Annotated in this window: 17 protein-coding genes; 12 read left to right on the forward strand and 5 right to left on the reverse strand. The window is 67.9% G+C overall.

Features of this window, described 5'->3' with window-relative positions; genetic code table 11:
* The 3 genes from ACSFA7_RS13405 to ACSFA7_RS13415 are packed head-to-tail and all read left to right on the forward strand — an operon-like array spanning position 1 to position 3,797.
* On the forward strand, positions 1-1,401 hold the full coding sequence (locus ACSFA7_RS13405; RefSeq protein ID WP_435499811.1) for an amidase: 1,401 nt from the start codon (positions 1-3) through the stop codon (positions 1,399-1,401).
* 31 nt (positions 1,402-1,432) lie between these two features.
* Positions 1,433-2,884: an aldehyde dehydrogenase family protein gene (locus ACSFA7_RS13410; protein ID WP_435499812.1), complete on the forward strand. Its 1,452-nt coding sequence runs from the start codon at positions 1,433-1,435 to the stop codon at positions 2,882-2,884.
* A 4-nt stretch (positions 2,885-2,888) separates the two neighbouring features.
* The gene (locus ACSFA7_RS13415) at positions 2,889-3,797 is read left to right on the forward strand and encodes an NAD(P)-dependent oxidoreductase (RefSeq protein ID WP_435499813.1); all 909 of its coding nucleotides are present in this window, start codon (positions 2,889-2,891) and stop codon (positions 3,795-3,797) included.
* Positions 3,798-3,818: 21 nt separating this feature from the next.
* On the opposite strand, the gene ACSFA7_RS13420 is transcribed toward ACSFA7_RS13415, so the two are convergent.
* A complete protein-coding gene (locus ACSFA7_RS13420) occupies positions 3,819-4,706 on the reverse strand; it encodes a LysR family transcriptional regulator (RefSeq protein ID WP_013542717.1) in 888 nt (295 codons plus the stop codon).
* Positions 4,707-4,714: 8 nt separating this feature from the next.
* Complete coding sequence (locus ACSFA7_RS13425) at positions 4,715-5,509, reverse strand: 2-keto-4-pentenoate hydratase (protein ID WP_435499814.1); 795 nt, start codon at positions 5,507-5,509, stop codon at positions 4,715-4,717.
* A gap of 69 nt (positions 5,510-5,578) precedes the next feature.
* Between ACSFA7_RS13425 and ACSFA7_RS13430 the strand changes: the two genes are divergently transcribed.
* The gene (locus ACSFA7_RS13430) at positions 5,579-6,046 is read left to right on the forward strand and encodes a hypothetical protein (RefSeq protein WP_435499815.1); all 468 of its coding nucleotides are present in this window, start codon (positions 5,579-5,581) and stop codon (positions 6,044-6,046) included.
* 84 nt (positions 6,047-6,130) lie between these two features.
* Complete coding sequence (locus ACSFA7_RS13435; protein WP_435499816.1) at positions 6,131-7,960, forward strand: bifunctional metallophosphatase/5'-nucleotidase; 1,830 nt, start codon at positions 6,131-6,133, stop codon at positions 7,958-7,960.
* Here the strand turns inward: ACSFA7_RS13435 and ACSFA7_RS13440 are convergent.
* Positions 7,950-8,663 carry a DUF418 domain-containing protein gene (locus ACSFA7_RS13440; protein WP_435499817.1) on the reverse strand — a complete coding sequence of 238 codons (714 nt, stop codon included), beginning with the start codon at positions 8,661-8,663 and terminating at the stop codon, positions 7,950-7,952. The genes ACSFA7_RS13435 and ACSFA7_RS13440 overlap by 11 nt on opposite strands.
* Positions 8,664-8,937: 274 nt before the next feature.
* On the opposite strand from ACSFA7_RS13440, the gene ACSFA7_RS13445 reads away from it, so the two are divergent.
* Entirely contained in the window at positions 8,938-9,522 is a 585-nt protein-coding gene (locus tag ACSFA7_RS13445) for a BPSL1445 family SYLF domain-containing lipoprotein (protein ID WP_435499818.1), read from the forward strand.
* Positions 9,523-9,555: 33 nt separating this feature from the next.
* On the opposite strand, the gene ACSFA7_RS13450 is transcribed toward ACSFA7_RS13445, so the two are convergent.
* Both ACSFA7_RS13450 and ACSFA7_RS13455 read right to left on the reverse strand, forming a co-directional pair.
* Positions 9,556-10,401, reverse strand: coding sequence for a plasmid replication/partition related protein (locus ACSFA7_RS13450; RefSeq protein WP_435499819.1), 846 nt, complete (start codon positions 10,399-10,401; stop codon positions 9,556-9,558).
* Positions 10,398-11,177 carry a 4'-phosphopantetheinyl transferase family protein gene (locus ACSFA7_RS13455; RefSeq protein WP_435499820.1) on the reverse strand — a complete coding sequence of 260 codons (780 nt, stop codon included), beginning with the start codon at positions 11,175-11,177 and terminating at the stop codon, positions 10,398-10,400. The genes ACSFA7_RS13450 and ACSFA7_RS13455 overlap by 4 nt, the downstream gene beginning before the upstream one ends.
* A 356-nt stretch (positions 11,178-11,533) precedes the next feature.
* Between ACSFA7_RS13455 and ACSFA7_RS13460 the strand changes: the two genes are divergently transcribed.
* From ACSFA7_RS13460 to ACSFA7_RS13485, 6 genes are all read left to right on the forward strand, one after another.
* Complete coding sequence (locus tag ACSFA7_RS13460) at positions 11,534-12,073, forward strand: sigma-70 family RNA polymerase sigma factor (RefSeq protein WP_435499821.1); 540 nt, start codon at positions 11,534-11,536, stop codon at positions 12,071-12,073.
* A gap of 110 nt (positions 12,074-12,183) precedes the next feature.
* Positions 12,184-12,432 (forward strand): DUF4880 domain-containing protein, encoded by a 249-nt coding sequence (locus tag ACSFA7_RS13465; RefSeq protein WP_306882824.1) that lies wholly within the window; start codon positions 12,184-12,186, stop codon positions 12,430-12,432.
* A 201-nt stretch (positions 12,433-12,633) separates the two neighbouring features.
* Positions 12,634-12,885: an MbtH family protein gene (locus ACSFA7_RS13470; RefSeq protein ID WP_435499822.1), complete on the forward strand. Its 252-nt coding sequence runs from the start codon at positions 12,634-12,636 to the stop codon at positions 12,883-12,885.
* A complete protein-coding gene (locus ACSFA7_RS13475) occupies positions 12,885-13,628 on the forward strand; it encodes a thioesterase II family protein (protein ID WP_435499823.1) in 744 nt (247 codons plus the stop codon). Before ACSFA7_RS13470 ends, ACSFA7_RS13475 begins: the two co-directional genes overlap by 1 nt.
* 6 nt (positions 13,629-13,634) lie before the next feature.
* Entirely contained in the window at positions 13,635-18,941 is a 5,307-nt protein-coding gene (locus ACSFA7_RS13480) for an amino acid adenylation domain-containing protein (protein WP_435499824.1), read from the forward strand.
* The gene (locus ACSFA7_RS13485; protein ID WP_435499825.1) at positions 18,941-23,548 is read left to right on the forward strand and encodes a type I polyketide synthase; all 4,608 of its coding nucleotides are present in this window, start codon (positions 18,941-18,943) and stop codon (positions 23,546-23,548) included. The genes ACSFA7_RS13480 and ACSFA7_RS13485 overlap by 1 nt, the downstream gene beginning before the upstream one ends.
* Positions 23,549-23,553: the final 5 nt, after the last annotated feature.

Below are 23,553 nucleotides of genomic sequence, written 5' to 3' on the forward strand. Positions count from 1 at the left end.
ATGACGAAACCCCTGTATTCGCTGACGGCGGCCGAACTCGGAGCGGCCTACCGCAGCAAGGAACTCTCGCCGGTCGAGGTGGTGCGCGCGGTCAACGAGCGCATCGCGGCGCTCGAGCCGAAGCTGCACGCGACCTGGCTCTTCCGGCCCGAACTTGCACTCGAACAGGCCCGCGCCTCCGAAGCGCGGTGGCTGGCTGGCACGCCGCGCGGTGCGCTCGACGGCGTGCCCGTGACCATCAAGGACAACCTCGCGACGGCCGGCGACCCGATGCCGCTGGGCACCGCGGCCTACGACCTCGTGCCGGTCGCGGACGATTCGCCGCCAGCCGCACGCCTCAAGGAAGACGGCACCGTGCTCGTCGCCAAGACCACGATGCCCGACGTCGGCATGCTGTCGTCCGGCCTCTCGACTTTCCATGAACTCTCGCGCAACCCGTGGGACCTGTCGCGCACGCCCGGCGGCTCCAGCGCGGGCGCCGGCGCGGCCGCTGCCGCGGGCTACGGCCCGCTGCATGCGGGCACCGACATCGGCGGCTCGCTGCGCCTGCCCGCGAGCTGGTGCGGCATCTTCACGCTCAAGCCCAGCTTCGGCCGCATCCCGTTAAGCACGCCCTACATGGGCCGCTGCGCCGGGCCGATGACGCGCACGGTGGAAGACGCGGCGCTGATGATGCAGTCCGTCGCCCAACCCGACAGCCGCGACTACTCCGAACTGCCGCCGCCCGCCATCGACTGGCTGGCCTTCGACGTCGATGCCTCTTTCCTCGCAGGCAAGCGCGTGGGCCTCTTGATGGACGCGGGCTGCGGCCTGCCGCTCGATCCGCAGATCCGCGATGCAGTGCTCGCCGCCGCGAAAAAGATCGAGGCGGCCGGCGCCCATGTCGAGGAAATGAAGCCCTTCATGACGCCGAAGATGCTGCAGGGCATGGACCACTTCTGGCGCATGCGCTCCCTGGGCGACCTGCGTGCCATGACGCCCAACCGGCGCGCAAAGATGCTGCCCTACATCGACGCCTGGGCGGAGAGCGCGGCCGGCTTCTCGGGCGAGCACATCTTCGATGCCTACCGCCAGTTCATCGCTACCCGCGCGGCCACCATCGCGGCGACCGTGGGCTTCGATTTCGTGATCTCGCCGGTGTCGCCCAACATGCCCGCGCCCGCGGAGCACGCCTCGCCGACGAACGACCCGCTGCGCTCGCTGGAGCACATCGGCTTTACCGTGCCCTACAACATGTCGGAGCAGCCGGCGTCGTCGGTCAACTGCGGCTATTCCGATGCGGGCCTGCCCATCGGGCTGCAGGTTGCGGGGCGCCGATTCGACGACCTCGGCGTGCTGCAGTTCAGCCGCGCGTTCGAGCTGATCCGCGACGCGCAGAAGCCGTGGCCCGAACTGCAGTGACCCAAGTGACCCCGATCCAAAGAGAGACAAGATGACTGCAGCAACCCACTACATCGACGGCGCCCGTGTGGCCTCGCTGGGCGCCGAGACCATCGCCGTGATCGACCCGAGCGACGGCCAGCGTTTCGGCGAGATCGCACGCGGCACCGCAGCCGATGTGGACGCCGCCGTCCGCGCGGCACGCCGTGCCATGGGCGAGAACTTCGACGGTCCCTGGGGCGCGATGACCGCGCTTGAGCGTGGCCGCCTGCTGGCCAAGCTCGGCGCCGCGGTGATGCAGCACCACGAAGAACTCGCGCAGCTCGAAGCGCGCGACACCGGCAAGGCGCTGCGCGTGGCGCGCAACGACGCCACCGCGCTCGCGCGCTACTTCGAGTACTACGCCGGTGCCTGCGACAAGCTGCACGGCGACACGCTGCCCTACGAGCGCGGCTACACCGTGCTGACGGTGCGCATGCCGCACGGCGTGACGGGGCACATCATTCCCTGGAACTATCCGATGCAGATCGCGGGCCGCAGCGTGGGCGCATCGCTCGCAGCCGGCAACGCCTGCGTGGTCAAGCCGGCCGAGGATGCGAGCCTCTCGCTGCTTCGCCTCGCGGAGATCGCGACTGAGGTGGGCTTTCCCGCCGGTGCACTCAATGTGGTGACCGGTTACGGCAAGGAAGCGGGCGCCGCGCTGTGCGCGCATCCGGGCATCGATCACATCTCGTTCACCGGCTCGACGGTCACCGGCCGCAGCGTTGGCCTCGCGGCGGCCGAGCGGCATTGCCCCGTCACGCTGGAACTCGGTGGCAAGTCGCCGCAGCTCGTGTTCGCCGACGCCGACCTCGATGCGGCCGTGCCCGTGCTGCTCAATGCGATCATCCAGAACGCCGGTCAGACCTGTTCGGCCGGCAGCCGCGTGCTGGTCGAGCAATCGGTGTACGAAGATGTGGTGAAGCGGCTGGCCGAGCGCTTCTCGGCCGTGCGCTCGGGCCCACCCGCCGACGATCTGGACATGGGCCCACTCATCAACGAAAAGCAGTTCCGCCAGGTGCGCGACATGGTCGCGACCGCCGAGGCGAACGGCCTGAAGGTCGCGGCGCGCGGCACGGTGTCGCCGAACGCATCGGCCAGCGGCTACTACCAGGAGGCCGTGCTGTTCCGCGATGTGCCCGCCGACAGCGAGCTCGCGCAGCGCGAGGTCTTTGGCCCCGTGCTGGCCGTGATGCCATTCGCCGACGAGGCGGAGGCGATCCGCCTGGCCAACGGCACGGACTTCGGCCTGGTGGCCGGCGTGTGGACGCGCGACGGCGGCCGGCAACTGCGCGTGGCGAACAAGCTGCATTGCGGGCAGGTCTTCATCAACAACTACGGTGCGGCGGGCGGCGTGGAGTTGCCATTCGGCGGCGTCAAGTCGAGTGGCTTCGGGCGTGAGAAGGGTTTCGAAGCCCTGCTAGGCTTCACGACCCTCAAGACCATCGCCATCAAACACGGATGAATTCATGAACACGAACGCACAAGAAGCACAAGAACCCCGCCGCGTCGGCCTGGTCGGTGTCGGCCTGATGGGCAGCGGCATCGCGCAGAACATCGTCAAGCACGGCCACAGGCTGACCATCCTCGATCACCCTGGCAACCAGCCCGTCGGCGCGTTGCTCGCGGCCGGCGCCACTGCGGTGTCGGAGGTGATGGCACTGGCCGCGGAGGTCGACGTGCTGATCCTCTGCGTCACCGGCACGCCGCAGGTCGAGGCCGTGATGCTCGGCAAGGATGGAAAGGGGGGCGCGCTCGCGAGCCTGCGCCCCGGCACCGTGGTGATCGACTGCTCGACCGCCGTGCCCGACTCCACCACCAAGGTCGCGCAAGCCGTGCTGGCCAAGGGTGGCAAGTTCCTCGATGCGCCGATGACGCGCACCGCCAAGGAAGCCGCCGAAGGCCGGCTCAACCTGCTGGTGGGCGGCGATGAGGAGGTGCTGGCCTCGTGCCTGCCGCTGCTGCGCTGCTTCGCCGAGAACATCACGCATGTGGGCGGCATCGGCGCGGGCCACGCGATGAAGCTGCTGCATAACTTCGTGTCGCTCGGCACCGTCGCGCTGCTCTGCGAAGCGGCTGCCTGTGCGGAGCGCGCCGGCGTGGCGCCCGATGTGTTCGTCGATGTGCTGGCCAAGGGCGGCGGCAACGGCGTGGCGCTGGAACGCGTCAAGCCCAAGCTCCTGACCGGCAGCACCGATTCGCTGAAGTTCTCGATGGCCAATGCCAAGAAGGACCTGGGCTACTACAACGACATGGCGCAGCAGTCGTCGGCCAGTCACGGCATCGCCGAGGCTGTCGAGAAGCTGTTGACCCACGGCATCGACACCTTCGGTCCGGACCGCATGGTGCTCGACCTTGTCGAGGCGTTGAAGAAGTAAGGAAAGCGTCCGCGCCTCGCGCTACGGCACGTAGCGCGAGAGCAGGTGATCGACCAACCGCCGCTGCGGAAAAGTCAGCGTCTCCTGTCGCGTACAGAGGTACATGCGGCGCGAAGCCCACGCATCCGACAGGTTCAAAAAGCGCAGGCCCATCTCCTTGCGATAGGTGGCCGCCGCGCCCTCGGGCAGGATGCCCACGCCCATGCCGGCCTCGATCATCCGGCACACCGCCTCGAAGCTCTTGACCTTCACGCGCAGGCGCAGCACCTTGCGCGCGGCGACCGCCGCATCCTCGATGGTGCGGGCGATGGCCGAGTCGTTCTCCAGGCCCACGAAATCGAAGTCGAGCAACTCCGCGAACGACACCTCGCGGTTGCGGTAGGGGTGCTTGCGGTGGACGATGGCCACCAGCCTGTCCATGCGGTAGGGAATGAAGTTGAGCGTGGTGTCCGCGGTGTCGCCGGTGATCACGCCGACATCGGCCTGCCGGTCGCGGATCGCCTGCACGATCCACACGCTGCGGTGCTCTTCCACATCGACGCGAATCTCGGGATAGCTGCGGCGAAAACTCGCCACATCGTCGGGCAGGAATTGGCCCATGGCCGACGCGTTGGCCTGCAGCCGCACGCGGCCGGTCGCGCCTTGGGCGTAGTCCGAGAGATCGGCGCGCATCCGGTCGACATCGCGCAGGATCAGCCGGGCGTGGATGGCCAGCGATTCCCCCGCACCCGTCACCGTCACGCCCTTGGAGGTGCGCTGGAAAAGCGGCACGCCGAACTCGGTCTCGAGGATGCGGATGCGGCGGCTCGCGGCCGACAGCACCATGTGGTGCTCCTCGGCCGCCTTCGACAGGCTGCCGGATTCCAGGGCGCTGAGGAAGAGTGCGAGGGAGTCGAGGTCAGGCCGCATCGATCCGTTCAGCGCAGGGTGATCTCGAGCGAATCGAACGGCGCCTCGAACGCGGCGCGCCAGGTTTCGCCGGGCACGATGGGCCAGGCGTCGGTCCATGTGCCGGTGGTGATCACGTCGCCGGGTTGCAGCGCGGGTGCGCCCGGGCAGGCCTGCAGCTCCTGCACGAAATGGCGCAGCGCGTGCAGCGGGCCGTCGAGCACGTTGACGCCGGTGCCCTTGTCGATGGTCGCATCACCCTTGAACAGCGTGAGGTGCGTGGCGGCCAGCTTGTCGTCGAGCTCGGTGCCGGTGCTCGCGAACTGGCGGACGGGTGTTTCGCGGCCGACCAGCAGGCGCGCATGCAAGGCGCCGTCGGCCACGGTTTCCGCGGCGGTGAATTTCCAGGCGCTGTGCGACTGCACGATCTCGAAACCAGGTGCCAGCCAGTCGATGCAGTCGAAGAGCTGCTCCAGCGTGGCATCGCGCGGTGGTGTCGCGGCGATGCCGAAGACGATTTCCGGCTCGATCCGGGGCTGGAGGGTGCCCGTGAGGTCCACCGTTCCCCGGTCATCGCAACGCGTGAGCGTCGTGTTCCATACCGGACCCCAGATCGGCCCGAACACGCCGTAGCGCTGCCAGATCGTGCGGTTGGTGAAGCCGATCTTGTAGCCCACCGGCCGCTCGCCGCGAGCGAGCCGCAGGGCCCGCAGCGCGAGCGCGTCCTGGTAGGCGGTGGCAACATCGGCAGGGCCGCGGGCGGGGCGGTCGGCCGGCCACGGCGCGGCCTTGTCGTAGTGGGCGAGCAGGGCTTCGGGGGTCATCGAATCAGTCTACATGCGACGGGGCGGCGGTCACAACCCTGTCACGCTGCGCGTGGCACCCTCGCGGCCTTGGAACCGCAACGCCGACTTCACCTGCGACCCGCGCTCATCGCATGGGCGGTGGCGTGCCTGATCGCGCTGGCCGTTGCATGGCACTTCATGGCGAAAGCTCCCCAGGCGACAGGCGCTGCGCTGGAGATCCGCTGGCACGGCAACGGCATCATCCTGCAGGGCGAGGTGAGAGACGTGGCCACGCAGCGCACGCTGGCTGAAGGCGCGGCCGCACGGCTCGGCGGCGAGGCCGACCAGGTGGTGGACTGGCTCGACATCGTGCCTTCCGCATTGCCGGTGGCGGACGCCGCCGCGCTCGCCGAACTCATCCGCCTCGGGCAGGAAGGCTGGCACCTGCAGCGGCGGCCGAAAGATGGATGGCTGGCTGTGCAATCGCTTTCCGATGAGCGCAGCGACAAGGCTCGTGCTCTGCTGCGCGCCGCGTTCGGTCCCGGTGTTTCGATGGAGCTGGTGGCGTTGCCCTGAGTCCCCGCATGGAAAAGGGATGGTCACGCCGCCGTCATGCCGCATGGCCAGCATGCGCTGCATTCCAATCGGAGGAGAAGATCCATGCATGCATCGCTGAAGCATCTCGCGCTCGCGGGTGTCGTCCTGGCCACGTTGTCCGCTTGCGGCGGCAGCGGCAATTCGGGCAGTTTCTTTCCCTTGCTTCCGCCGGCGCCCCCGCCCGCACCGGCGCCTCCCCCTGCACCGGCCACGCCCGGCAGCATCGACGTGAAGCTCATTGCCTTCAACGACCTGCACGGCAACCTCGAGCCGCCCAAGCTCTCGATCACCGCGCCTGCCACCGGCGGCGGCACTGTGCCGGTGCCCGCGGGCGGCGCGGCCTACCTGGCCTCGGCCGTCGCGTCGCTCAAGGCGAAGAACGAGAACAACGCAGTGGTGTCCGCGGGTGACATGATCGGCGCCTCGCCGCTGGTGTCGGCGCTGTTCTTGGACGAATCGACCATCGAAGCTGTGAACGCGATGAAGATCGACTTCAACGCCGTCGGCAACCACGAGTTCGACAAGGGCCAGACCGAACTGCTGCGCATGAAGAACGGCGGCTGCGCCAAGAACACCGCGCTCGAACCCTGCCGCGTGAACAAGGCATTTCCGGGCGCGAACTTCGGTTTTCTCGCGGCCAACACGGTGAAGGGTGACGGCAACACGCTGTTCCCCGCCACCGGCATGAAGAGCTTCACCAAGGATGGCGCCACGGTGAAGGTCGCCTTCATCGGCATGACGCTGAAAGGCACGCCCAACATCGTGACTCCAGCAGGCGTTGCGGGCCTGAGCTTCAAGGACGAGGCGGACACGGCCAACGCGCTGATCCCGCAACTGAAGGCGCAGGGCGCGGACGCCATCGTCGTGGTGATCCACGAAGGCGGAACCACCACCGTCGGCTACAACGACAAGAGCTGCGCAGGCCTCAGTGGCGACATCCTGCCGATCCTGAACAAGCTCGACTCGGCGGTCGACGTGGTGATCTCGGGTCACACGCACCGCTCGTACATCTGCGACTACGGCAAGACCAACCCGGCCAAGCCCTTCCTGCTGACGAGCGCGGGCCAGTACGGCACGCTGCTGACCGACATCAACCTCACCATCGATACCCGAACCCGCAAGGTGACGGCCAAGGTGGCCGACAACGTGATCGTGCAGGGCGAGGCCTACACCAGTGGCGCCAACACCGTCGCGCTGACCGACCAGTACCCCGTGTTCGGCAAGAACCAGGAAGTGGCAGCGCTCATCAGCCAGTACCTGGCCATCGCCGGGCCGCTGGTGCAGCGCGTCGTGGGCTCGCTCACCGCAACGGCCACGCGCGCGCAGGTGGCATCGAAGGAAAGCGCGCTGGGCAACCTGATCGCCGATGCGCAACTGGCTGCCACCAGCCCGGCCGGCAAGGGCGCCGCGCAGATCGCCTTCATGAACCCGGGCGGCGTGCGCGCCGACCTCGCGCCGGCACAGGACGGCAGCGTGACCTATGGCCAGATCTTCGCGGTGCAGCCCTTCGGCAACAGCCTGGTGGTGAAGACGATGACGGGCGCGCAGATCAAGGCGGTGCTCGAGCAGCAGTTCAACAGCGGCTCCAACACGCCGGCCGCACCGAAGGTGCTGCTGCCTTCGCGCGGCCTGACCTACAGCTACAGCGCCTCGGCGCCCGGCGGCGCGCGCGTCAGCAACATGGCACTCAACGGCACGGCCATCGATCCGGCGGCGAACTACCGCGTCACGATGAACAGCTTCCTGGCCACCGGCGGCGACAACTTCACTGTCTTCAACCAGGGCACCGACGTGCTCGGCGGCGACCAGGACGTGGACGCGCTCGAGGCCTACATCAAGGCGAACAGCCCGCTCGCGCCGCCGGCGACCGACCGCATCACGCTCATGCCTTGAGCGGGAGCGGCTCCGGTCGATCGGCACGTTGAGGTAGCTGCTTGGCGCGCCTGCGATCGAAGCCCGCGGTGTGGCGTCGCATGGGCTGCGGCTTGCCCGAGACCAGGCTGTGGCACAGCCATTCGGCGGGACCCGCGTTGTAGCGCGCCAGCCACCAGCAGCTGGAGGCCGCCTGCAGCGCGAAGATCGCGATGCCGAAGACCACGAGGCTCGCAGGATCGAGGTGGAGGCCGCTGCCGTGCAGGATGCACAGCGTGAGCAGCGCTTGCGCGAGGCCGTTCGTCAGTGCCATCCGGCCGGCGGGCGCGAGCTTCAGCAGCCAGCGCCGCCACGCGGCTCGCTGGAACAGGAGAACGAAGACAGCCGTGAAGAACGCACCTTGCGCAAGCAGCGCGACATGCTGCAGCGCAAGGGCGGCGGATGTGCCAGTCGTGGCGATCAGGTTCACGGCAAAGCTCACGCACAGGATGCATCGCCAGAAGCGGCGATGCCCCACCGACTCGCGCAGCACAGCGGCGTGGCCAGTCCACAGGCTCGCAACCGTCAACACCAGCAGGCCAGCCACCGCACGACCGGGGAAAAGGCCGAGCAGATGGGCCATCAGCACGCCGAACAGGCCAAAGCCGCGCAATGCGTCGGGCAATGAGAGACTGCCGATGCGTACTGGCGGCAAAGGCAACGTACGGACAGTCTCGGAGGTCATGGAAGTACGTGCGGGTTGTGGTGGGTTCGGCTGCGATGCTATGAATCAGCATTGCCGCAACATTGCGTTTCTTCCATCGATGCTGCGGTGCAAAACCGGGTTCCGGAACCCCGGTTTCACCGGTCGCCGGTGCCCGCGCAGGCACGCGGCCTGACTTCGCGTAGGCGGAATTCCCACGTCCGATTTCCCGCGTTTTTGCCGCCGTAGCATGGCTTGATATGCCACCGAAGGCAGAAGTTTTTCCGCCGATCCATGTCTTTGCAAAGGAATCATCATGAACACCATGAACCTCCGCACTCTCGCGTTCTCATCCGTCGTTGCGGCCTGCAGCCTGGCTTTTGTCGGATGCACCACGACGCGCCCGCAGGACCAGGCCAGCAGCGCAAGCTCGCGCACATCGATCGATGCACAGGTCGACGCCTCGCTGTCCAAGCTGTACGACTCGGTGAAGGGATCGCGCGAACTGGTTTCCAAGTCGAGCGGCGTGCTGGTGTTCCCGGCGGTGGTCGGGGCCAGCCTGGGCGTCGGTGCCGAATATGGGCGCGGCGCATTGCGCGTGAACGGCCGCACGCAGTCGTACTACAGCACCACCGCAGGCTCGGTGGGCTTCCAGGCCGGTGCGCAGTCGAAGGCCGTGATCTACCTGTTCACCACGCAGGCGGCGCTTGAAAAGTTCCGCAGCAGCAAGGGCTGGACGGCCGGTGCCGACGCCACGGTGGCTGTCGCCACCATCGGTGCCAACGGCAATGTCGACACCAACACGATCCGGCAGCCGGTGGTGGGCTTCGTGCTGACCAATGTGGGCCTGGAAGCTGGTGTCTCGCTGTCGGGCGCGAAGATCACCGAGATCCAGCTGTAAGGCGAATATCGACGCGGGGCTTGCGCCCCGCCGTCAGTCGGCCAACTGCTCTGCCAGTTGCGCCTGCAGATCGGCGACCTGCCTGCGCAGGGCGTCGTTCTCGCGCGTGAGTTCGGCCACGCGCTGCTGAAGCGCTTCGACCGAGTCGGGCTTGGCGCTCTGTTCATCCGATGCGGACTCGGCCGACTCTTCGCGTGGCTTGCGCTTGGCCTCGCGCACGCGCTTGGCGGCTTGCTTGAGTTCGTCCTTGCCCGCATTTGCAGCAGTGACTTGCTCCTCGGCAGGCAGGCTGGCCACGGCTGCAGCCGTGTTGATCGAGATCACCCCCGATTTCACCGCGGCCACCAGTTCGGGCGCAGCCTGCTTCTGGATCTTCTCGATCATCACAACCTGGCTGCTGCTCAGGCGCGCGGCCTTGGCGATGGATTCGCGGCTGTTCAGCGGCGCGGGCGGTGGCAGGGCGCTGGCGTTGTCGGCGGGGGATTCGCTGTTGGGCGTGTCGACATCGAAAGGCGGGTCTTCCGACGACGAGGCTTCCGACAGCGCGCGGGAGCGTTGGTCATCGACGATGACTTTCTTTCGGAGCGCCAGCACGCCGCGCTGGTAGTCCGAGATGCTGCGCCGGCCGAGGTGCTGGTCGATCATCCAGAGGTGCACGTCCTCCATCGTCTTGAAGTGCGTGTTCTGCACTGTCTGGAACGGCAGGCCGTGCTTCTGGCAGATGCCGTAGCGGTGGTGGCCGTCCACCAGCACGTCGCCCCACAGCACCAGCGCGTCGCGGCAGCCCTCGGTGAGGATGCTGCGTTCCAGCGCCGCGTATTCCTCCGGAGACATGGGATCGATATAGGCTTTGAGTTCTTCGTTGACGACGATGTTCATGAGGGAGGGATCGGGGAAAGGGGCGAGATTTTAGATGCGCGCGTCGTGCGGACTTCCACCGGGCGCTCCCATTGCAACGGCGATGTTTCGCGGCACACGATTCGCGCGTCGGTGGAACTGCAAAGGGCCACCATGTGGTCGGGCGTGGGCTGCAATTGCTGGAAGTGCCATGCGGCGTTGCCGTGTGGATCGGCGAGCGCGAAACCGACGTTGCCAGGGTTGTCGAGCGCAAAGGCAAAGCTGTCGAGCGGTATCTGCAAACCCATCCCGCGCGCCTTGATGTAGCTTTCCTTCAAAGTCCACAACTCGAAGAAGCGATGCGGCTGCGAGTCGGCCGGCAATGCGCCCAGCGACGCGGCCTCGGCCGGTGCGAAGAAGTGATCGACGGCTTCGAGCACGGCGGCGCGGCGGATGTTCTCGACGTCGACACCCAGCTCGATGTCGCGGGCAATCGCCAACACGATGAGGCCGGCGGTATGGCTCAGGTTGAAGTCCAGGCCACGCGTTTCCTCGAGCGCCGAGCCATCGATGCGGGGACGGCCGAAGGGGCCGTTGGAGAAGCGCCAGTCTTGCGGCTCGATCGGCGCGTAGCGCGAGAGGATCGTGCGCACCAGCACCCGGGTCAGCAGGTAGCGATGCCGGTCGCGTGCGAAGTGGAAACGATCTTTCTGCTGCAGTTCCTGTGGCGTCAACAGCGCGCGATAGCTTGCTTCGAGCGCAGGATCGCCGGAGTCGCCGTGAGGGCAGAACCAGAGGTGGATATCGCCTGCAGGCAACGGAAGGAGGAGGGGGGCGGCGCGATGCATGGTGGTCGGCAACGCTTCGCCGCAATCTTCAATCTTGTTTTCCAAATGTTTGCACGAAGCGCAAGTCAGCTATTATCTCGGTCCCCCCTGTGCCGGGTTCCGTGTTCTCTCGCGGATCGCTCGGCCATCCGATCCGCCGCGGCGGATTTTCTCGGGGCTCCTCATGTCGTTTGTTTGAGTGTCGATCCGGAAGGGTCATGGAAATGCCTCAAAATCCGCCTATAAATAGCAATGATTCTTATTTCGATTTGTGCATCGAAAGTAGTAAATCGGACCTGCGGCCCGTCTCGGCTCGCCCACTGGAATTGGAGGAAGAGGTGTTGAACATGCCGTTGCCGCATTCGTCCGAGCCTTCGCTCGCAGAGGTTTTCATCGCCCATCGGCCGCAGCTCTGGCGGGTCGCCCGGAAGATCGTCAACACGTCGGACCTGGCCGACGACGTCGTGCAGGACGCCTACCTGAAGATCGCCGACGGCCCCTGCGTGCGCCAGGCCGAACGTCCCATCGGCTATTGCTGCCAGGTGGTGCGCAACATGGCGCTGGACTACTGCCGCCGCCACCGCGTCGAGGCCAGCTATCGCACCTTCGACGTGGACGTGGAGCTCCTCGACATGCCGACAACCGCTTCGACGCCCGACCGCATGATGTGCGAACGCCAGGTGATCACCGCCATCGACAAGGTTCTTGCCGGCCTCTCGCCCCGTACGCGGCTGGTGTTCGAGCTCTATCGCCTCGAAGGCCTCACGCAGCGCGAGATCGCGGCGCGCCTGGGCTGTGCGCTGGGTCTCGTGAACGGGCTGATCGCCGAGGCTGCCAACGCGATCAAATCGTGCGGCCACCTGCTGCTCGAGAGCGACGCGCGCTAACTGCGGCTTCTACGCAGCGGGGCCACGCCCGTTTCCCGCGAGAATGCGCGCTGGACCGGCCGGGTTCCTTCAAGACCCGGCCTCGACGGACAACGCGAGCAGCTTCACGAATGACACAGGAAACGGGCGATCCCATCTGGAATACCGCATGGGACTGGGTGCAGCGCGAACACGACAGCGAGAGCTTCGACGAAGCCGCGCGCGCCGAAATGACTGCCTGGCTCCTCGCGGAGCCCGCGCACCGCCGGGCCTACGACAAGGCCGCGCGACTCTGGCTCCTCGCGGGTTTCGTTCCGCCGGCCAACGACTTCGGCGACGACCTGCCGGACGACGACGCCGAGCCTCGCGCCGGCAAGTAGAAAAACCGCATCCCACGTGAACGCGCGCGCCCTGCGCGCGTTTCGGCACCGGTGCGCCTGCGGCGCTCGCCGTCCCGCCGTGAAAAATGAACAGATCGACCTCTGAAGCGTCCTCTTGGCAGGGGCGCTGCAATCCGGTCCGGTCCCGCGACCGGCTTTTGCGTGCTCCTTCTCTCTGTTCAATCACACAAGGATGCACCGATGTCGACGAGTTCTTTTGACCGCGAAGACGAGACCTTCATCGTTCTGGTCAATCACGAAGACCAGTACTCCATCTGGCCCCACTGGAAGGCCGTTCCCGGCGGATGGACCGCCGTCGAAGGCGTTCAGGGCGACAAGAAAACCGTTCTCGCCTATGTAGAGACCCATTGGACCGACATGCGGCCCAAGTCGCTGCGCGACTGGATGCAGCAGCAGGCGGACGCACCGGCCACGGAAGCCGCGGCAGGTTGATGAGCGCTCAGGCGCCCCTGGCGCTGCTGTGCCTGCCATGCGCGGGTGCGAGCGCCTCCATGTATCTGCGGTGGCGGCGTTTCATGCCGTCGTGGGTTCGCATCGTGCCGGTCGAGTTGCCGGGGCGAGGCGCACGCATGGGCGAGGCCTTCGTCGAAGACTTCGATGCACTGGTCGCGCAGATATGCACCGAGCAGGCCGACGCGATGCGCGGCGACTTCGCGCTCTTCGGCCACAGCATGGGCGCGTTGCTCGCGCATGGCGTGACCCGCAGGCTTCAGTCCTTGCGGCTGCCGCTGCCGCGCGCGCTGCTGGTGTCCGGTTCCGCGGCGCCTTCCAGGCGCGATCCTGAACGTTTCGACGGTGGCGAAGACGACGCCTCGCTGACCGCCGAGCTGCGCAAGCAGGGCGGCACGCCCGAAGAGGTATTCGCGAGCGAGGAGCTCATGCGCATCACGCTCGATACGCTGCTTGCCGACCGCCGCGTCTGCCGCAGCCATGTCCACGTGGCCGTCGAACCGCCCCTGCCGTTGCCCGTTCATGCCTTCGCGGGACGCCAGGACGACATCGAGGCGCTGGCCATGGCGGCTTGGTCGAAAGAGACCGACGGCGCCTTCACCCTCGACTGGTTCGAGGGCGGCCATTTCTTTCTCAGGCAACACGAGACCGCCTTTCTTGCGGCGCTCGCACGGCGTTTGCCAGCGCCTCTTCATCGAGCGCAACTGCAGGCGCATCAAGGGTAGGTAGATATGAACGAACCGCTCGCGACGGCATCCGTCGGCCGGCAACCTCGTAACTTCGTGGCGCACCTGCGCGCATTGGCCGGGCAGCGTCCGCACGACGTCTGGCTCACCGTGGTCGACGAGGTCGATGGCGTCCACAGCGAGCTGCCCTTCACCTATGCCGTCTTCGAGCAGCGCGTGCGTGCACTCGCGGCCCGCCTGCAGCAGCAGTTCGCCAAGGGCGACCGCGCGCTCGTCATGCTCGACAACGGCGACCACTATGCCGTGAGCATGCTGGCCTGCTTCTACTGCGGCGTGATCGCGGTGCCGGTGTTTCCGCCCGAATCGACACGGCCGCAGCATCTGGCGCGGCTCACCGGCGTGGCGGCCGATTCAGAGGCGCGCTGCGTGCTCACGTCTTCTGCGTTGAGCGCCGCGATGTCGGCGGCCGGCAGCCAGTTCGGCGATGTGCAGATCATCGCCGTGGATGCGGTCGACGTTGCGCTCGCCGACGCCTGGCAGCCCTTCGAGCCGGCCGACGACGACATCGCCTTCCTGCAATACACCTCGGGCTCGACTTCCGCGCCCAAGGGCGTCATCGTGACGCACGGCAACCTGATGGCCAACGAGCATGCCATCCAGGTCGGCATGGGCATCGGGCCCGACGACAAGTTCGTCTCGTGGGCGCCGCTCTATCACGACATGGGCCTGATCGGCGGCCTGATGCAGCCGCTCTACAGCGGCATCCCGCTGGTGCTGACGTCGCCGCGCTATTTCCTCGAGCGCCCGGTGCGCTGGCTGGAGCTGATCTCGCGCCACCGCGCCACGCTCAGCGGCGGTCCGGACTTCTCGTTCCGCCTTTGCCTGGAGCGTGTGAAAGACGCGCAACTTGCCAAGCTCGACCTCTCCAGCTGGCGCGTGGCCTACACCGGCGCCGAGCCGGTGCGCGCCGACACCGAATTCGACTTCATCGAACGCTTCGCTCCCGCGGGCTTCGATCCGGGCGCGGTCTACGCCTGCTACGGCCTCGCCGAAGCGACGCTGTTCGTGACCGGCGGAAAGCGCGGCGCCGGCATGGTGGCGCGCAGCTTCGGCGCCGATGGTCTCGCCGGCGGCATGGGCACGCCGGGTGACGACGGCACGCTGCTCGTGGGCTGCGGCGTGGTGGCGGTCGAGCATGCGGTGGAGATCGTCGATCCCGCGACACTGTCGGTGATGGCCGAGCCCGGCCGCATCGGCGAAATCTGGGTGAGCGGCGCGAGCGTCGGTGCCGGCTACTGGGGCAAGCCGCGCGAATCCGCCGAGACCTTCGTCGAACGCGCGGGCCGTCGGTGGCTGCGCACCGGCGACCTGGGCTTCGTCTGCGATGGCGAGCTCTACGTGACCGGCCGCATCAAGGACCTGATCATCGTCCGCGGCCACAACATCTACCCGCAAGACATCGAGCGCGTCATCGAGGCCGAGGTGGACGCGGTGCGCAAGGGCCGCGTGGCGGTGTTCGCCGCCAGCGGACCCGATGGCGAGGGCATCGGCGCCGCGGCCGAGGTGTCGCGCAGCATGCAGAAGCTGGTGCCGCCGCAGGTGCTGGTCGAGGCGCTGAGCGCTGCTGTCAGCGAAGTGTTCGGCGAGTCGCTGTCGGTCGTGCTGCTGCTCAACCCGGGCGGCATGCCCAAGACCACCAGCGGCAAGCTGCAGCGCAGCGCCTGCCGCGCGGGCTGGCTCGATCGCAGCGCGGATGCCTATGCGATCTACGAGCGCGGTGCGTTCGTCAAGGGTGGTCCCGTCGAGGCGCCGGCCGAAGCGCCTGTGCTCGACGAGACCGAACGCGTCGTCGATGCGATCTGGCGCGAAGTGCTCCGGCCCGCCGATGCGGAGCCTTTCGCGCGCGATGCTCATTTCTTCACTCGCGGTGGCAGTTCGCTCACCGCGACCCAGGTCGCGGCCCGCGTGTCGGATCACTGGGACATCGACTTTCCGGTGCGCCTGATGTTCGAGCACCCGCGGCTTTCCGAGTGCGCCGCTGCCGTGCGCCAGCGCCAGCGCCTGAGCGAAGGCGCGCGTGCGCGGCCCGCGCCCATCGCGGCGCTGCCGGCCGAGCGCCGGCTGCATGCGCTGCCGCTGTCCCACGCGCAGGAGCGCCAGTGGTTCCTCTGGCAACTCGATCCGGTCAGTGCGGCGTACCACATGAGCGGTGCGCTTCGCCTCACCGGGGCGCTGCAGGCCGACGCGCTGCACGCGGCGCTCGACGATCTGGCCGCGCGACATGAGTCGCTGCGCACCGTGTTCCGTGCCGGCAGCGACGGCATCGCTGCGCAGTGGATCAAGCCGACGGGCGCGCTGCCCCTGGAACTGATCGACCTGCGCGGTGTGCCCGTCGGCGAGCGCGACGGCCGCCTCGCCGATGAAACCCGTCGCCTCAAGGCCGCCCCGTTCGATCTCACGCAGGGCAGTTTGCTGCGTGCTGCGTTGATCGGCATCTCGGACGACACGCAGGTGCTCGTCGTGGTAATGCATCACATCGTTTCCGACGGCGCCTCGATGCAGGTGCTGATCGACGAACTCGCCGCAGGCTATGCGGCCCGTCTGCAGGGCAGGGCGGCAGCGCTTCCCGTGCCGCGCGTGCAGTACGCCGACTATGCGGTGTGGCAGCGCGAGTGGCTGGCGGCCGGCGAGGCGCAGCGCCAATTGGACTGGTGGCGCGCGGAACTCGGCGACGAGCACCCCGTGCTCGAGCTTCGCACCGACCATCCGCGCAAGCCACAGGCCGCCTACAGCGCGGCGCGGCATGCCTTCGAGCTGCCGGCGCCATTGCTCGGCCGGCTGCGCGGACTCGCGCAGGCCGAGGGTTCCACGCTTTTCGTCGTGCTGCTGGCGGGCCTGCAGGCGCTGCTGCATCGCTATACGGGGCTGCAGGAAATCCGCGTCGGCGCCGCCATCGCGAACCGCAACCGCGTGGAGTTCGAGAACGTCATCGGCCTGTTTGTCAACACGCTGGTGCTGCGCAATCCGATCGACGGCCGCACCCGCCTGGCGCAGGTGCTGGCGCAAGCCCGCGAGGCGGTGCTGGGCGCGCAGGCGCACCAGGATCTGCCCTTCGAACAACTGGTCCAGCATCTGCAACCCGAACGCAGCATGAGCCACAGCCCGTTGTTCCAGGTGATGTTCAACCACCTGTTCGAGGACCACCGGGCACTGCAGCGGCTGGACGAGATCGAGGTGAGCGACCATGCGCTGTCCGATCTGCAGACGCAGTTCGACTGGGTGCTGGAAGCCCGCGAGCGGCCTGATGGTCGCCTGATGCTCGACGTGATCTATGCGGTGGACCTGTTCGAGCCCGAGACCATCAGGCGAATGGCACAGCACTACGTGGCGGTGCTCGATGTGCTGTCCGCCGATGCAGGTCGCGCGGTCGGAGATGTCGAACTGCTGGCCGCACCCGAGAAGTCGCAGCTCACGCAATGGAGCGTGAACGCGCGGCAGGAGCCGGGCGCGGAGCTGGTGCATCACAGCATCGCGCGGCATGCACGGCAACAACCCGATGCGACGGCACTGCTGTTCGACGAGTCGTCGCTGAGCTTCGGCGAGCTGAACGCGCGTGCCAACCGGCTGGCCCATCGGCTGATCGCCCTGGGCGTGCAGCCTGATATGCGCGTGGGCATCGTGATGGAGCGCTCCCTCGAGATGGTCGTGGGCATCCTCGGCATCCTGAAGGCCGGCGGCGCCTACCTGCCGCTGGACCCCGAGTACCCCGCGCAGCGCCTGGCCTACATGGTGGAAGACAGCGGCATCGAACTGCTGCTGAGCCACCGGGCCACCCGCGAGTTCATCGCGCCGCGTGCAGGCCTCACCCGGCTGGAAGTCGACAGCCTCGACGTCTCCGGCGAATCCGACACCGACCCGCAGGTCGCGCTGCACGGCGAGCACCTCGCCTATGTCATCTACACCTCCGGCTCCACCGGCAAGCCCAAGGGCGCGGCCGTGCGCCACGAGGCCCTGCGCAGCTGCATAGCGTGGATGCAGGACACCTACGGCCTGGGCGGCGGCGACACCGTGCTGCACAAGGCACCGTTCGGCTTCGACGTCTCGTGCTGGGAGATGTTCTGGCCGATGACCACGGGCACGCGCCTCGTGATCGCCAACCCCGGCGACCACCGCGACCCGGAGCGGCTGGTGCAACTGATCCAGCGTCACCAGATCACGACGCTGAATTTCGTGCCTTCGATGCTGCAGGCGTTCCTCGCGCACCCGGGCATCGAGGCGAGCACGCGCCTGAAGCACATCATCGTCGGCGGCGAGGCCATGCCCGCGGAGACGCAGAGAGAAGCACTCAGGCGCCTGAGCGGCGCGACGCTGCAGAACCTGTACGGCCCGACGGAAGCCACCATCCACGTCACGCGCTGGACCTGCCGCGACGACGGACAGAGCCTCGTGCCGATCGGCCGTCCGATCAGCGATACGCAGGCCTGGGTGCTGGATGCGGAGCTGAACCCGGTGCCGCGCGGCGTGGCGGGCGAGCTGTACCTGGGCGGTGTGAACCTGGCGCGCGGGTATCTGAACAAGCCGGGCCTGAGTGCCGAGCGCTTCGTGGCCGATCCGTTCGGCAGCGGCGGGCGCCTCTACCGCACGGGTGACCTCGTGCGCTGGAATGCCGAAGGCCAGATCGAGTACCTGGGCCGCATCGACCATCAGATCAAGATTCGCGGCTTCCGCATCGAACTCGGCGAAATCGAGGCGCAACTCCTCGCGCAGCCGACCCTTCGCGAAGCCGTTGTCGTGGCGAAGCAGGGCGCCGCGGGCGCATCGCTCGTGGCCTATGTCGCGCCGCATGCGGGCCAGTCCGTCGACGCGGCCGCCCTGCGCGAAAGCCTCGGCCAGACGCTGCCGGACTACATGGTTCCAAGGGCTATCGTGGTGCTGGAGACCCTGCCGCTGAATGCCAACGGCAAGGTCGAGCGCAAGGCGCTGCCCGAGCCCGAAGGCCTGGGCCGCGCTGTCACCTACGAAGCACCGCAAGGCCATGTTGCCCGCACGCTCGAGGCCATCTGGTCCGAGGTGCTGCAGGTCGAGCAGGTCGGCCTGCACGACAACTTCTTCGACCTCGGCGGGCACTCGCTGCTCCTGATTCGCGCGCATCGGTTGCTGGAAGACCGGCTGCAGGTTGCGTTGCCGCTGGTCAATCTCTTCAAGTACCCCACCGTCGAGTCGCTGGCCCAGTGGATCGAGCAGGGCGGGGCCCAGGCCGTGTCCGCATCGGCTGCCGCCGCCGACGACCGCGCGCTGCGCCAGCGCGCCGCCATGCTTCAACGCCGCAAAGTGGCAGAGAGAGTCAATTGATGACCACCCCCTTCAACGAATCCGCCGAACCCACCGGCCTCGAGATCGCCATCGTCGGCCTGTCGGGGCGCTTCCCTGGTGCCGACGACGTGGACGCCTTCTGGCGCAACATCCAGGGCGGCGTGGAGTCGGTGTCGCGCTTCACCGACGAGCAGTTGCGCGAGCGCGGCGTACCGCAAAGCCTGCTGGACGACCCCGACTACGTGAAGGCCGGCGTGATGTTCGAAGGCTTCGACCAGTTCGATGCCGGCTTCTTCGGCTACACGCCGCGCGAAGCCGAGAACCTCGACCCGCAGCAGCGTGTCTTTCTCGAATGCGCCTCGGCGGCGCTCGAACACGCCGGCTGCGACCCCGAGCGCTGGCCGGGCAAGGTCGGCGTCTATGCGGGCGAGGGTGCCAACGTCTACCTGATCCGCAACCTGCTGCCGTCCTTCGGCCTCGGCGCGCACACCGGCATCGCCGACCTGCTGGGCCTCATGAGCGGCAACTCCGGCGGTTCGCTCTGCACGCGCGTGGCCTACAAGCTGAACCTGCGCGGCCCCGCCGTGAGCGTGCAGACCGCCTGCTCCACGTCGCTCACCGCCGTGCACACCGCCTGCCAGGCGCTCCTGAGCCACGACTGCGACATGGCCCTGGCCGGCGGCGTGTGGCTCAACCTGCTGCAAGAGGGCGGCTACCGCTACCAGGCCGGCGCGATCCTCTCGCCCGACGGCCATTGCCGCGCCTTCGACGCCGATGCGGCCGGCACGGTGATCGGCAGCGGCGCCGGCGTCGTCGCGCTCAAACGCCTCGATGAAGCGCTACGCGACGGCGACACCATCCACGCTGTCATCAAGGGCACCGCGGCCAACAACGACGGCTCCGCCAAGGTCGGCTTCACTGCGCCCAGCATCGACGGGCAGGCCGAGGTCATCCGCGCGGCACAGCTGATCGCAGGCGTATCGGCGGACACCATCGGCTACATCGAGGCGCACGGCACGGGCACCACGCTGGGCGACCCGATCGAGATCGCGGCGCTCACGCAGGCGTTTCGTGCCGACACCGAGCGGCGCGGCTTCTGTGCCGTCGGTTCGGTGAAGACCAACATCGGCCACCTCGATGCGGCGGCCGGCGTGGCGGGGCTCATCAAGGCCACGATGGCGCTCAAGCACGGCGTACTGCCGCCCAGCCTGCACTTCACGAAGCCCAACCCGCAGATCGATTTCGCGAGCAGTCCGTTCTACGTCAACGCGCAGCGCCAGCCCTGGCCCGAAGGCCGCACGCCGCGCCGCGCGGGCGTGAGCTCGTTCGGCATCGGAGGGACCAATGTGCATGTGGTGCTCGAAGAAGCGCCGGTGGCCCGTCCGTCCACGCAGGCAAAGGCACCGAGCTGGCAGGTCCTGCCGCTCTCGGCTCGCAACACCGGCGCCCTGCAGCAAGCCGCGCAACGCCTCGCCAGCCATCTCGAAGAAGCAGGGTCCAGCACCTCGCTCGCCGATGTCGCGCAGACGCTGCAAACCGGCCGGCGTGCGCTGGCGGTTCGCGGCGCGGTTGTCGCCGACGAGTTGGCGACCGCCGTGCAGGCGCTGCGCGCGCCCGAGAGCGACTTCGACCAGGCGAGCGGCGTTCCCGCCTCCGCGCCCGAGGTCGCGTTCCTGCTCCCGGGCGGCGGTACGCAGCACGCGAACATGGGGCTCGCGCTGTACCGCGACCATCCGGTGTTTCGTCAGGAGATCGATCGCTGCTGCGACGCGCTGCGCGATGCGATGGGCATGGACCTGCGGCAATTGCTCTACCCGGCCGCCGGCGGCGAGGCCGCTGCCGATGAAAAGCTCGGTCGCATCGAATACACGCAGCCGGTGCTGTTCATCGTCGAGTACGCGATGGCGCGCCTGTGGATGTCGCGCGGCGTGCAGCCCGCCGTGATGCTGGGCCATAGCCTGGGAGAGTACGTCGCCGCGTGCCTGGCCGGCGTGTTCAGCCTGGAAGATGCGCTGCGCATCGTGGCCACGCGCGGCCGGCTGATGCAGTCGATGTCGCCGGGTGCGATGACCGCCATCGCGCTGTCGGAAGCCGAACTCGCACCATTCCTGGTCTCCGGCTGCGACATCGCGGCGATCAATGGCGAGCAGCTGTGCGTGCTCGCCGGCCCGATGGCCGCCATCGAGGCCGCCGAGCAGCAGCTGTTCGCGCGCGGGCTGATGCCGCGCCGCCTGCTGGTCTCGATCGCCTCCCACTCGGCGATGACCGAGTCCATCGTGGCCGAACTGCAGCAGGTGGTGGCTTCCGTGCCGCGGTCCGCGCCGCGCATTCCCTTCATCTCCAACGTCACCGGCAAGCCCATCACGGCGCAGCAGGCGGTCGATCCGGCCTACTGGGGCCAGCACCTGCGCGGCACGGTGCGCTTCGCGGATGGCGTGGCGGAGCTGCTGCGCGCCAAGGGCCGCGTGCTGCTGGAAGTCGGTCCCGGCGAGACGCTGGCCGGCCTCGCGCGACAGCATCCGCTGGCCGATTCGGCGGCGGCCATCCTGTCGAGCCAGGCCCATCCGCAGAAGCAGGCGCAGAACGAACGCCAGATGGCGAGCGTGATCGGCCAGCTCTGGTGCGCGGGTGTCGACATCGATTGGGCCGCGTGCCATCCCGGGCGGCAAGAGCGCCGGGTGCCGCTGCCGACCTATCCGTTCCAGCGCCAGTCGTACTGGACGGACATGCCTGAGCCGGGCAGCGAAGCGCCGGCATCGTCCGTGCGTACGGGCAGCGATGCATTCCACGTGCCGGTCTGGCAGCGCACCGAGCCCGCGAATGCGTCGTCGACGCCTGCGCCGGCCGAGGGCTGCACACTGGTGTTCGCGGAAGAGCGCGGGCTGACGGATGCGTTGATCCGTCAACTGGAGGCCAATGCGCCTGGACATGCGGTGGTTCGCGTGGCGCCAGGCAGTGGCTACGCAGAAACAGATCCCCATCATTTCATCGTTCGTCCCGGCGAGCGAGCCGACCACGAACTGCTGCTGCGCAAGGTGCAGGCCGAGTCCGGGCCGGTCGCCAGGGTCTTTCACCTGTGGAGCGTGGATGAGCAGCCGCTGTCGCCGTCGCAATCCGGGCAGGCCATGGAGCGCGGCTACTTCAGCCTGCTGGCGCTGGCCCAGGCCATCGACAGCACCTCTGGCGGGCGTGCGCGCAAGCTCTCGATCGAAGTCGTCGCGAACCAGATGGAGGATGTCTCCGGCCTCGAGGCGCTGTGTCCCGAGAAGGCGACACTGTTCAGCCTCTGCAAGGTGATCGCGCAGGAATACCCGCACATCGCTTGCCGGGTGACAGACATCGTGTTGCCCGTGCCGGGCAGCGCCGCCGAGGCCTGGCTCGCACGGCAGCTCGCCGCACCGGCGCAGGTGCCGCACGACGAATCGCTCGTGGCCTATCGTGGCCCGCATCGCTGGGTCAAGACTTACGCGCCGCTGCCGACCGGGTCCGCACCGCAACAGCGCCTGCGCTCCAAGGGCGTGTACCTGATCACCGGCGGCCTCGGCGGCGTGGGGCTCGCGGTCGCGCGGCACCTGGCTCAGGCGTGGCAGGCGCGGCTGGTGCTGCTGGGGCGCACCCCGCTACCCAAACGCAGCCAGTGGGAAGCCCTCGCCGCGGACGAAGCGCAACCCCAGGCGCTGCGGAGCAGGCTCGCGCAACTGATCGAACTCGAAAACCTGGGCGGCGAAGTGCTCGTCGTTGCCGCCGACGTGGCCGATGCGACTTCGATGCAAGCGGCCGCTGCACAGGCCCGCGCGCGCTTTGGCATGGTGCAGGGTGTTGTGCACGCGGCCGGTCACGCGAACAGCGGAATGATCGCGAACCGCACCCGTGCCGCGATTGACGAAGTCTTCGCGCCCAAGCTGCAGGGCACCCGCTTCTTGCTCGACGCCCTGCAGGGCGAGCCGCTCGATTTCGTGCTGCTGTGCTCGTCGATCTCGGCCATGGCCGGCGGCCTGGGCATGAGCGACTACGCCGCCGCGAACGCCTACCTCGATGCCCTGGCTGCGCAGTGGCAGCGCCATGCGAAGCACCCGGTCATCTCGGTCAACTGGGATGCCTGGCGCGACCTCGGCATGGCGGCAGGCCGCGTGCTGCCCGACGGCATCGGCATGGACGGTCCCGAGGGCGCGCGGGCGATGGAGCGCATCGTCAACGGCCCGGCGTTCGCGCAGGTCGTGATCTCCACCACCGACCTGAACCAGCGCCTGGGCGAGCTCGACAACGGCATGCTCGAACTGCTGGAGACCGGCCCGGTCGCGAAGAAGAAGCGCCGCGATCATCCGCGCCCCGCACTCGACACCCCCTTCGTCGCGCCCGATGGCGAACTGGAGAAGCTGCTCGCAGGCATCTGGCAGGACATGCTGGGCATCGCCAGCGTCGGCATCGATGACAACCTGTTCGAGCTGGGCGGTGATTCGCTGCTCGCGATCCAGATCCTGGCACGCGCCCGCAAGGCGTACGAGGTCGAACTGCATCCGGCCGCCTTCTTCAAGGCACCCACCATCCGCGACCTTGCGATCTTGGTCGAGACCCGGCTGATCGAGGAAATCGAGGCTGATGTTCCGACCGATGCCGAACCCGATCGCTCGCCTGCAACCGTCTGAAAAAT

The sequence above is a fragment of the Variovorax trehalosi genome (assembly GCF_051216415.1).
Lineage (GTDB): Bacteria > Pseudomonadota > Gammaproteobacteria > Burkholderiales > Burkholderiaceae_C > Variovorax.